This is a genomic window from Hymenobacter sp. UYP22, assembly GCF_040547285.1.
Taxonomy (GTDB): Bacteria; Bacteroidota; Bacteroidia; order Cytophagales; family Hymenobacteraceae; genus Hymenobacter.
Window position 1 is genome coordinate 26,843 of the sequence record NZ_JBEPPK010000015.1, and the last position, 11,242, is coordinate 38,084.

Sequence of the window (11,242 nt, forward strand, 5' to 3'; positions counted from 1 at the left end):
CGCGAAAAATCCGTGCAATCAGTGGTCTTATTTGATGACGGCAATTTCTACGCGGCGGTTTTGCTGGCGGCCGGCGGGGGTAGCGTTGGTGGCTACCGGTGCCGATTCACCCATGGGCTCCAGAGTTACCTGGGTTTCCGACATCATACCGTTGCTCACCAGCCATTTCTTTACGGCGGCGGCGCGCTGGGCGCTCAGCTCCCGGTTATAGCTCTTGTCGCCGCGCGCATCGGCAAAGCCTAGCACCCGCACATCTTTGCCCCGGTAGCGCCGGGCAATAGAAGCACTGATTTCGGACAGGGCACGGGTAGCGGAAGGCTTGATTTCGGCTTTATCGGTGTCAAATAGCACCTTTTCTTCCAGGCCGTACACATTGTAGGTATCATCACCGCGCACCGACACTTCGGGCAGGTCAATTTCCTCCAACTTCACATCGGCCAGCTTCGCCTTGGTCATGTCCCAGGAACGCTCCACCGCATTAGCGGCTTTATCGGCCGCCGCCCCTACCTCGCCGGCCGCGGCGGTAGTGGCCTCGGCAGCCGTTTCACCTTTGCGGAACACTACGGCTGTATCGGCAGTGGCTTCCTGAGGTTGGTCTTTGTCTTCGGGTTTTTTAAGGTCGGAGCACGAGGCCAGCAACGTGGAAGCGGCCAGCACCGACAGGAAGGTCTTACGCATGGGAAAGTAAATGTTGGGGAGAGAAAGTATGTTACGGGGACTATATACGTAAATCCGGCCGCCCTGACTATGCGCCCCGCTATTTTAGCCTGTCGCTGCTGGCTACACTTCCGCCACAAATACCCGCTTCACCCGCTCACTCACATTAGTGAGTAGCTCGTAGGGAATGGTACCAATGCGAGCCGCCAGTTCCGTAAGCGGCAGGCCCTGACCAAATACCGTGGCCAAGTCGCCGGCCTGGGCGCCCGGAATGTGCGTTACGTCCACCATACACATATCCATGCACACATTGCCCACCAGCGGGGCCCGTTGCCCTCGTATTACTACTTTCCCGGCCCCGTTGCCGAAGCGTCGGTCGTAGCCATCAGCGTAGCCGATGGCCAGGGTGGCAATGCGCCGCTCGTGGGTGGCGGCCTGGCCCCGGCGGCCGTAGCCCACGGTATGACCAGCCGGCAGGGTTTTAATCTGCGAAACGGTGGTGCGCAGCGTGCTAACCGGGTGCAGGGCATCCTGCTCCTGCCCGGTGGCCTCCACCCCGTACAGCCCAATACCCAAGCGCACCATGTTGTGTTGGGCCTCGGGAAAGCGCACGATGCCGGCCGAGTTGAGAGCGTGTTTCAGAATACTGTACCCCAACGCTTGCTCAACCAGCGGCGTCATGCGCTGGAAGGCAGCCAGCTGAGCCCGGGAGAAGTCGTTGTGCTGGGCTTCATCGGCGCCGGCCAGGTGGGTAAGGGCACTAGCCACGCGCACGTGAGCCGCATTTTCCTTGAGCAAACGGCAGAGTTCCGGTAAATCTTCCTCGGCAAACCCCAGGCGGCGCATGCCGGTATCGAGCTTGAGGTGAATGGCGGGCATGGGCGCTTCCCGGGCGGCCCGCAGGTACTCCTGCAGCAGCTCAAAGGAGTAGATTTCCGGCTCCAAGTGATACTGGCGCAGCTTCTGAAAGGCATCGGGGGCGGGGTTCATCACCATCAGCGGCAGGCTGATGCCGTGCTGGCGCAGGTCCACGCCCTCATCGGCGTAAGCCACGGCCAGGTAGTCGGCGCGGTGAAACTGGAGCAGGTTGGCTACCTCGGCGGAGCCGCTGCCGTAGGCGAAAGCCTTGACCATCACCATAAGCTTCACGCCGGGCTGCAGGCGGCGGCGGTAGAAGTTGAGGTTGTGCACTAAGGCATCTAAGTCTACTTCCAGCACCGTGCCGTGGATTTTTTGCTGGAAGGCGGCTACAATCCGCTCAAACCCATAGCGCCGGGCTCCCTTCACCAGCAGCACTTCCTGGCGGAATTGCTCAGGCCTGAAATCAGCGAGAAAAGCGGCCGTATCGGGGTAGAAGCTGGTGCTTAGTCCCTGAAAGGCTGCCTGATGCTGGCTAATATCGGGCCCGATGCCGATGAGGCACTCCACCCCGTGCAGGGGCAGCAAGGCCGCTACCCGGGCGTACAGCTCGGCCCCACTCAGCCCCGATTCCAGCACATCGGAGAGGATGAGGGTGCGGCGGCCGCGGCGGGTTTGGCGGGCCAGCGCATCCAGGGCCAAGCGCAGGCCGGCCAAGTCGTTATTGTAGGTATCGTCGAGGATGTAGCAGTCATTGACAGCCTGCTTCATTTCCAGCCGCATGGCTACGGGCTGCAGCCGGTCGAGACGGGCCTGAATATCGGGGGGGGCTACCTGCCGCCACAGCAGCACCGCGAGGCAGTGCAGGGCGTTTTCCACGGAGGGCTCATCGGCGAAGGGCAGGGTAAAGGTGTGCTCCTGGGGCCGGGGGCGGTTGCGCTCTAAGCGCACCACGGTGCGGCCGGCGGCGGCTTCCTGCACCGTCACCAGCACATCGGCCTGGTGGGCATCGTAGAGGGGGCGGTGGCGGGTCCAGGCTACTAGGGCGGTTCGGGTGGGGTTTAGCTGCCGGCGGGCAGTAGCGTGCACCAGCTCGTGGTCGGCGCAGTAGAACAGGGTGTTTGTGCCTTCGAATAGCCGCATTTTTTCGGCGGCCTTCTCCGCCTGGGAGGCAAAACCGGCATCGTGGGCGGTGCCCAAATTGGTGAAGATGCCTATGGTGGGCTGAATTACGTGAGCCAGCCGAGCCATCTCGCCGGGCTCCGAAATGCCGGCTTCAAAGATACCTACCGTGTGCTGGGCCGTCAGCTCCCACACGCTCAGGGGCACGCCTACCTGGGAGTTGTAGGAGCGCGGGCTTTTGCACACCAACTCATCGGGGCTCAGCAGCTGGGCCAGCCACTCTTTCACAATAGTTTTGCCGTTGGAGCCCGTGATGCCAAATAAGGGCAGGGCAAACCGCTGCCGGTGCCGGGCGGCCAGCTCCTGCAACGCCACCAGCGTATCAGGCACCCGTACGAAGCCGGCCTCGGGGTAAGCGGCTACGTCAACGGCATCCTGCACGACAAACTGCCGGACACCGGCCCGGTATAGCTCCGGCAGGTAGCGGTGCCCATCGTGCTGGGGGCCGCGCAGGGCGAAGAACAGGCTGTCGGCAGGTGTTTCAACCCGCCGACTATCCAGCAGCAGCCGTTGCGCAGTAGCCGGAGTGGTGGGGAGTTGCAGCAGGGTACCACCAAGCAGTGGGGGCAGGTCAGAGAAGAATAGCATAGCGCCGCAAAGGTAGGCAGGTGAGCAAGGGCAGTATAATAAGCTGCTGCGGCCCCGCTTTGTTGGTGGTATATCTGGGCCAGTAAGGACTGTAATTCACACGTTTTACCGGGGGCGGCAGTGGTGACATGCTACCTTTGCGTCCCTTTTACTTCCTACCCTTGAAAATCTCCCGTTACCACCTGGCCGCTTTTGTTGCTTTCTTCATCTGGGGCTTTTTTCCGATACCTCTGCGCTGGCTGGCCGGCTACCCCAGCGGGCAGATTCTGTTTTTCCGGGTATTGTTTTCCCTAGTGCTCCTCCTGCTCATTCATGGGGTGGCGCGGCGCGACACGGTGCGCCAGACGTGGGGGCAGTGGCGGGCGGCCCCGGCCACTGAGCGGCGGCAGGCTTCGGTGAGTACGGTGGTGGGGGGCTTTCTGCTCACGGCCAACTGGCTGCTGTTTATTTATGTAGTAAACCAGGTAAGCGTGCAGGCCGGCTCCTTCGCCTACCTCATCTGCCCGATTCTGACTTCGTTGCTAGGGTTTGTGGTGCTGGGGGAAAAGCTGCGGCGTAACCAATGGCTGGCTATTGGGTTAGCGGCAGCCAGCTGCGCGCTACTAGGCTCCGGCGAAGTCCGGACGCTGCTGATGAGCCTAGTGGTGGCCTCTACCTATGCGGCCTACCTCATTAGCCAACGCCGCCTCCAGGGCTACGACCGACTGGTACTGCTGACGGTGCAATTAATCTTGTCGGCCCTGGTAATTCTGCCGCTGGCCCCGCTGCTGGGTGCCCAGCCCTCAGCCGGCCTGCACGATGCGCATTTGCTTGCCACGGTTGTGCTACTGAGCATTGTTTTCACGGTGCTGCCGCTGTTTCTGAACCTGTACGCGCTCAACGTGCTGCCCTCGGGCGCAGTGGGCATCTTCATGTACATCAACCCACTGCTGAGCTTTCTGCTGGCTTTTCTGTACTTCGGGGAGCAGGCTACGGGGGTACAGTTGGGAGCTTATGGGGTGATTTTCCTGTCGATTGTGCTGTACAACTGGAAGAAACCAGCCACGGGATGAACAACTGGCCCTCATCATCCTGAGCGGAGCGAAGGACCTCATCACGCGTGAACGATACGTTGCTACGTAATAAGGTCCTTCGCTCCGCTCGGGATGACAGCCCTCCTACCCTCTTACCCGCACACCTTCCTACCCTCCTAATCACCTATCCTGCTTACCTTCGGGCCTGGGTTGATTCTCTACCCGTAGCCGACTTTTTAGTAAGCCGAATGATTACTCCTCCCCGTCAGGCCGTGGCGCCGTGGTGGCGGCGGGTGCTGCCGCACCTGCTGGCCGTATTGTTTTTCCTGGTGCTGGCCGCCGCGTACTTCTCCCCCATCCTCTTCGATGGCAAGACGCTGGCTCAGCATGATATCGTGCAGTTTAACGGCGGGGCCCACGAGGCCGCCGAGTTCCGGGAGCGAACCGGCGAGGAAGCCCTCTGGACCAACTCCATGTTCTCGGGGATGCCCACTTACCTCATCAGCACCCGCTTCCCCGGCGACCTGAGCCAGTACCTGCACAAGCTGTTTACGCTGGGCCTGCCGGCGGTGGTGGCCAACCTGTTTCTGGCCCTGGTGTGCGGCTACGCGCTGTGCGTGGCCCTGGGCCTCTCGCCGCTGGTGAGCGTGGTGGGGGCCATTGCCCTGGGCTTCACGAGCTACAACCTCATTATTCTGGCTGCTGGCCACAATACCAAGAGCCTGGCCCTAGCCTACGCCCCCCTGGTGCTGGCCGGCTTGCTGGTGGCCTTCCGGCGCAACAAGTGGCTGGGCACGGCGCTGTTTGCCCTGGGCCTGGCCATGAACATCCGCTCCAATCACCTCCAGATTACTTACTACCTGTTGTTGCTGGTGCTGGTATTTGGGGTAGTAGAGCTGGTATTTGCCTTCCGCGAAAAGCGCCTGCCCGATTTCCTGACCCGCACGGCCCTGCTGGCGGTGGCCGCGCTGCTGGCCGTGGGCGTGAGCTTCGGCCGCCTCTATACAACCCTGGAGTACAGCAAATACAGCATCCGGGGCAAGTCGGAGTTGAAAACGCCCGCGCCCGTGGCACCCGGCCAGACGCCCGCTCCGGCCGAGGATGATGCTGGCTCGGGCCTGGGCAAAGACTACGCCTTCAGCTACAGCTACGGCATTGGCGAAACGGCTACGCTACTGATTCCGAACTTCTATGGCGGGGCTTCGCAGATGAAGCTGTCTGATAACTCGGAGTCGGGTAAGGCCTTGGCCGCGGCCGGCGTGCCCCCGGCGCAGCTTTCCGATGTACTGGCCCATATGCCCACCTACTGGGGCGACCAGCCCATTACCAGCGGCCCGGTGTACGTGGGCGCGGTGGTGTTCTTCCTGTTCGTGCTGGGCCTGATGGTGGCCGACCGGCGCACCCGTATCTGGCTGTTGGTGGGCACGCTGCTGTCTATTGTCTTGGCCTGGGGCAAGAACTTCGATACCTTTAACTATCTGATGTTCGACTACTTCCCGGGCTACAATAAGTTCCGGGCGGTCAGCATGGCCCTCACTATTGCCCAGCTGGCCATGCCGGTCCTAGCGGTACTGGCGTTGGCCCGGGTGCTGCGCGGCGCCCCCTCGGCCATTGCGGCGGCTCCGGCCAGCACCCACCCCAGCCTGGCCGGCCTCGTGGGTAAGCCCGTGGATACGGCCGACACGGCAGACTTTAAAAAGCACGTCGTGCGCGCGTTGGGTATTACGGCGGGGCTGTGCGTACTGGCATTCCTGGCCGGGCTAGTGTCTGACTTCGCGGCGCCCATTGACGCCCAGTTGCAGCAGCAGGGCTTCCCGCTGGAGGCACTGCGCGCCGACCGGGCCGGCTTGCTGCGCACCGACGTATTCCGCTCCCTGTTTTTTGTGGTGGTGGCCGGCGGGCTGCTGTGGTTTTTCCTGCAGCGCAAGCTTTCAGCGGGCCTCACGGCTACCCTGGTGGGCCTACTCACGCTGGTCGATTTGTGGGGCGTGGATAAGCGCTACCTCAATGACGGCAACTTCCAGCAGGAAACCATTGCCGAACAGTTTGTAGCCTCCCCCGCCGATGAGCAGATCCGGCAGGACAAGGACCTGAGCTACCGGGTGCTGAATGTGCAAAACCCCTTCAACGAAGCCCAGACCTCCTATTTCCATAAGAGCATTGGCGGTTACCACGGGGCCAAGCTGCGCCGTTACCAAGACTTGATTGAGCGCCAGATTTCGGCCAATAACACCGCCGTACTCAACATGCTGAACACTCGCTACGTGATTGTGCCCGGCGAGCAGGGGCAGCCCCAGCAAGTGCAGCGCAACCCCGGGGCGCTGGGTAATGCCTGGTTTGTGAGCGAAGTGCAGAAAGTGCAGAACCCCGACGAGGAAATCAAGGCCCTGACCGGGCTGAACACCGCTACCACAGCCGTAGTGGACGCCTCCAAGTTTCCGCTCAACAAAACGGCATACTCGGCCGAGGGCTCCACCATTGCCCTCACCGATTATACACCCAACGCCCTCACCTACCGCGCCAACGCGGTCCAGGACGGACTGGTCGTTTTCTCGGAAATCTACTATGCCGACGGCTGGAAGGCCTTTATTGATGGCAAGGAAGTGCCCTATCTGCGGGCCAACTACGTGCTGCGCGCTTTGCAGGTGCCGGCCGGCAACCACACCATCGAGTTCAAGTTTGAGCCCTCCGAGTACGCCATTGGCAACACCGTTTCCCTGGTATCCTCGGTGCTGCTGATTGCCGCTATGCTGGTAGCCCTGTTCTACGCCCTCAAGCACCGCCCCGAGCCCCGCTCCGTAACCGATACGCTGCTGGCGTAACAGAATAAGCAACAACCTGCAGCGAAAACGCCTGTCATCCTGAGCAGCGCGAAGGATCTTGTCACGTCAGCCTGGTAATCGTTCCAACGGCTCGTTCTGACAGCATAAGATCCTTCGCGCTGCTCAGGATGACAGGCGTCTTTTTTTACCACCTAATAGCTACTTTATGGTTCTTCAGCCTATTCCGGAACCGGCGGCTGAGCGGGCCGGCGTACGGCTGCTGCTCCTGCGCGACGACCTGACCTACCCGGAGCTGCCGGGCAACAAGTGGCGCAAGCTCAAATACAATCTGCAGGAAGCCCGCCGCCAGGGCCACGATGCGCTGCTGACCTTCGGCGGGGCCTACTCCAACCACCTGGCGGCCGTGGCGGCGGCGGGCCGCCTACTGGGGCTGCGCACGGTGGGCGCAGTGCGGGGCGAGGAGCTGGCCCATCGGCCGCTCAACCCCACGCTCACCCAGGCCCGGGCCGATGGTATGGAGCTGCATTTCCTGGACCGGACCACTTACCGCCGCAAGCAGGAGCCCGGGGTAGTGGCGCAGCTACTGCAAGCAACCGGCCCAGCCTACGTGCTGCCCGAAGGCGGCTCCAATGCCCTGGCCCTGCCCGGCTGCGCCGAGCTGGTAATGGAGCTGCGGGCTGAAACATCCTTTGACTACCTGTGCGTGGCCTGCGGCACGGGCGGCACGCTGGCGGGCCTGGCCACCGGCTTGCAGGGCCCGGAACTAGCCCTGGGGTTTGCGGCGCTGAAAGGCGCGGATTTTCTCCGTCAGGATATCGACCAGCTTACTCAGGCGGCCGCAGGCCGCACCTACACCAACTGGGAGCTGCACACGACCTACCACGGCGGCGGCTACGCCCAGCTCAGCCCCGAATTACGGCAGTTCATTCAGGAATTCCGGCGGCGCCACGACGTCCTTCTCGACCCTATTTATACCGGCAAGATGCTGGTGGGTGTGCTGGATTTGCTGGCGCAAGGCCACTTCCGGCGGGGTAGCACGGTAGTAGCGGTGCATACGGGTGGTTTGCAGGCCTGGGCAGGTTTCGGGGGGGCGCCGGAGTGAAGTTGGCTTACTGCTCCGCCTGAGCCACCGGGGCGCGGGCATGCAGCCAATGCGCTACGGCCACGCCGGCCAGGGCAAATACGCAGGGCAGCACCGGCAGCAGAAACCGCACGTCCCAGTCCTCCACCGTCAGCATTACTACCAGCCCCTGCACTGCCACCACACCGCCCAAGAACACCCGCGCCGGCAGCCAGGCCGCACTGGCGCGCAGCCCCCGCCCCGCCAGCCAGTAGCAGGGGTAAATGAACAGCACAATCAGCCCGATGTGGCTCCAGGAGTAGTAGGTTTTGACGTAGCTGAAAAAGAGTAGCCCCTTCAGCGCCGCCAGTTTGGCGAAGTACACCGGGTTGGCCATGATGAAGTAGCCCAGTCGCAGCACCGGGGCCAGTCCGGGTGGGGGCAACAACAACGGCTCGGTGGGCTCCACTACCCAGGGCGTATAGCCGTAGATGATTTCGCCCCGCAAATAGGTTTCGACCAGCGTGAAGGTGAGCAGCAGCTTGTTGAGCACCCACCACCACAGCGGGGCCAGCAGCGCCCCGGCCAGCAGTGCCCGTCTGAAGGCCCGGCGCCCTGGTAGCTGCCACAGCCGGGCCAGGCCCGCCAGACCCGCCGCCGCGGCCACCACAAACCCGTTGGGCCGCACAATGCCCGCCAGCAGCACCAGCAGGCCAAACACCACCCAACGCTCCGCGGGCCCGCGCCGCGCCCGCACCAGCGCCCAGAACGAGAGAATGGTTAGGCTGGCAAATAGGCTCTCAGTGAGAATGTACACGTTAAACTGTTGGGCGTCGCGCCAGCCGACGAGGGCGGCCGTAGCCAGGGCCGCAGGCCGCCAGTCGGCGGGAACGGGCGTGAGGCGGCGCAGGGTGCGGTAGAAGGCCCGGGCGGCCAGGCCACTCACCGCCATCTGGCCCAGCACGATGCCCCACCAGCCCGCCCCCAGCTTCAGCCACAGGCTGATAAACAGCGGATAGCCCACGTAGCGGAGGTTATGGTCGTGCTCGAAGTACCATTCCCGGGCAATGCGGGTGCCGTAGGCCAGGTAGCGGCCACTGTCGTTCACGTAGCGCGGGCCGTGGTGCTGCACCAGCAAGGAAACCTGCACCAGCACCCACAGCCCCAGCAGCAGCCAGCCATGCCAGCGCCCCAGCCACACCAGATAGGGGCGGGCAACGGTTGGCGGGGCAGCGGGCAGCGGGTTGACTTTCAGCATGAACTGCAAAGGACGGTAGAAGCCGTAAAACTTTTCGCACCGCGCAGCTCAACTATGCGTATTTCATCCTCGGAGCGGTTCGGGCAATTGCTCGTCTAGCTTTCTGCCACCGCGCCCGGTAAACCCGCTTGCCGCGTACCGGCAGCAGGCCCACGCTGCTCCAACCGGCACATTTGCCGCATTTTTCCCTCATTCTGCTTATTCATTGCTATGCCTTACTTGCTCCGCCGTTTACTGCCGTTGTTGTTTCTGCTGGGGTTGGGGTGGTTTCTCTGGACGAAAGTGCGCCCCGCGCTCAGCAGCTTTGAGAACCCACTGAACCCCACTCCCCGCATCACCGTCACGCACAACACGGTGCTGGAGAAGGTAGAGGCTCTGGGCCGCATGGAGCTGGTGCGCTACCAATTTAAGGATGTGGTGGAGTATAAAAAGAGCACCTACCGCTTCCTGCCCGATGCCAAAGTAGCCCTGATTGTGGCCGGCCACGCCGTAGGCTGCCTCGATTTGCGCAAGGTGCGCCCCCAGGATGTGGTGCTGGAAGGCGACTCCGTGCTGCGCCTGGCCCTGCCGGAGCCGGAACTCTGCGTCTGGCAGGTCGACCATTCCAAAAGCAAGGTATACAGCGTGGAAAACGGCTTTTTTCAGGATGCCGAACTAGTGGATGCCGGCTATAGATACGCCGAGGCTAACGTGCGCACCGCCGCCCTGCAATCCGGCATTCTGGCCCAAACCACCCAAAACGCCGAGCTGATTCTGCGGCCCATGCTGGAAACCATGACCGGCCGCCGCGTGGTGCTTACCAAGCCCATGCCGAACCCAGTGCTACCCCAAAAACGCTAAGCCGAGCCCGCATGAAAGTGGTTGAGTATGAACGGAGCCTGCAGTGGGTGGGCCACTTGCACTGCCCCAGCTGTCAGCACGACAACATTGGCTGGCGCTCCAGCGGCATGAGTGAGGCTTTCCCGCACTTCTACTGTTCCCGCTGCTCCAATGTGTACCTGAACCGGCGGGCTCAGGACCTGGTTTATTACGAAGCCACGCCCGAGCTACTGACCCGCATTGCCGCCGCCTTGCCCGCCTGCCTCTGCGGCGGCCACTTCACCCCCACCGCCGGCCCCAAATGCGCCGCCTGCCACCACGAAATTCCCCTCGTGCGCAACGCCGTGCAGCATCTGCAGAACCCAAACATGGTGCTTTTGGATGGAGCCTGCCTTATCCGCGACGAGGGTGAAGCATATCAAGTACGCATCTTAAGCTAAGTGCCGCACTGGTAAACTCCGTGCCCGGCGCGGCTTATTCCTCGTCTTGCCCGGGCTCCTTGCCCAGGTCTTCCAGGGCCATCTTGATGAGGTCCTGCTCGTAGCCTTTGGCCGTAAGGTAGAGCTGAATTTTCTGGCGGCGCTTGCCGGGGTGGCGCTCCTTTTCCTGGCGGTCTTTCTTCTCCAGCAGATCTACCAGGTTCTGGTAGTATTCGTCGCCGTCGATTTCCTTGAGGCCTACTTTAATGCAATAGTCGGTGAGGCCTTTTTGCTTAAGCTCCTGAGTGATGCGGCGGCGGCCCCACTTCTTGCGCACGTGGCCGCGCACAAACGTCTGAGCGTAGCGCTCCTCGTCTAAGAAACCCTCCCGGCTTAACCGAATCATGATTTCGCCGGCTTCGTCTTCCGTCAGGCCGTAGTCGCGCAGCTTGCTTTCCGTTTCCTTGAAATTGCGCTCCTGGTACACGCAAAATGCCAGAATTTTCTGCAGGGCCTCGGTAGGGGTGTAAAACTTCTTTTTGGCGGGCTGCATCATCGGTAAAGCAGAAAAAACAGGAAGGTAAAGAGTGGCCTTATAGGACGCA

At 62.1% G+C, this 11,242-nt stretch carries 9 protein-coding genes; 5 read left to right on the plus strand and 4 right to left on the minus strand.

The genetic code is table 11. From position 1 onward, the window contains the following. Positions 1-27: 27 nt before the first annotated feature. Complete coding sequence (locus ABIB60_RS18645) at positions 28-678, minus strand: OmpA family protein (protein ID WP_354581993.1); 651 nt, start codon at positions 676-678, stop codon at positions 28-30. Between the two features lie 102 nt (positions 679-780). After that, complete coding sequence (locus ABIB60_RS18650; RefSeq protein WP_354581994.1) at positions 781-3,285, minus strand: bifunctional UDP-N-acetylmuramoyl-tripeptide:D-alanyl-D-alanine ligase/alanine racemase; 2,505 nt, start codon at positions 3,283-3,285, stop codon at positions 781-783. Positions 3,286-3,446: 161 nt separating this feature from the next. Here ABIB60_RS18650 and ABIB60_RS18655 point away from each other — a divergent pair, with 161 nt between their 5' ends. The 3 genes from ABIB60_RS18655 (at position 3,447) to ABIB60_RS18665 (ending at position 8,183) form a co-directional block, all read left to right on the plus strand. Next, positions 3,447-4,337 carry an EamA family transporter gene (locus tag ABIB60_RS18655; RefSeq protein ID WP_354581995.1) on the plus strand — a complete coding sequence of 297 codons (891 nt, stop codon included), beginning with the start codon at positions 3,447-3,449 and terminating at the stop codon, positions 4,335-4,337. 209 nt (positions 4,338-4,546) lie between these two features. Beyond that, on the plus strand, positions 4,547-7,120 hold the full coding sequence (locus ABIB60_RS18660) for a YfhO family protein (protein ID WP_354581996.1): 2,574 nt from the start codon (positions 4,547-4,549) through the stop codon (positions 7,118-7,120). A 166-nt stretch (positions 7,121-7,286) separates the two neighbouring features. Then, positions 7,287-8,183: a 1-aminocyclopropane-1-carboxylate deaminase/D-cysteine desulfhydrase gene (locus ABIB60_RS18665; RefSeq protein ID WP_354581997.1), complete on the plus strand. Its 897-nt coding sequence runs from the start codon at positions 7,287-7,289 to the stop codon at positions 8,181-8,183. Between the two features lie 7 nt (positions 8,184-8,190). Here ABIB60_RS18665 and ABIB60_RS18670 read toward each other — a convergent pair whose 3' ends face one another. Continuing rightward, positions 8,191-9,399, minus strand: a complete 1,209-nt coding sequence (locus ABIB60_RS18670; protein WP_354581998.1) for a hypothetical protein — start codon at positions 9,397-9,399, stop codon at positions 8,191-8,193. Between the two features lie 210 nt (positions 9,400-9,609). On the opposite strand from ABIB60_RS18670, the gene ABIB60_RS18675 reads away from it, so the two are divergent. Next, positions 9,610-10,239, plus strand: a complete 630-nt coding sequence (locus tag ABIB60_RS18675) for a DUF4230 domain-containing protein (RefSeq protein WP_354581999.1) — start codon at positions 9,610-9,612, stop codon at positions 10,237-10,239. Positions 10,240-10,250: 11 nt separating this feature from the next. Then, positions 10,251-10,658 (plus strand): hypothetical protein, encoded by a 408-nt coding sequence (locus ABIB60_RS18680; RefSeq protein ID WP_354582000.1) that lies wholly within the window; start codon positions 10,251-10,253, stop codon positions 10,656-10,658. Between the two features lie 34 nt (positions 10,659-10,692). Here the strand turns inward: ABIB60_RS18680 and ABIB60_RS18685 are convergent, their stop codons facing one another. Then, positions 10,693-11,193 carry a regulatory protein RecX gene (locus ABIB60_RS18685; RefSeq protein WP_354582001.1) on the minus strand — a complete coding sequence of 167 codons (501 nt, stop codon included), beginning with the start codon at positions 11,191-11,193 and terminating at the stop codon, positions 10,693-10,695. Positions 11,194-11,242 lie beyond the last annotated feature (49 nt).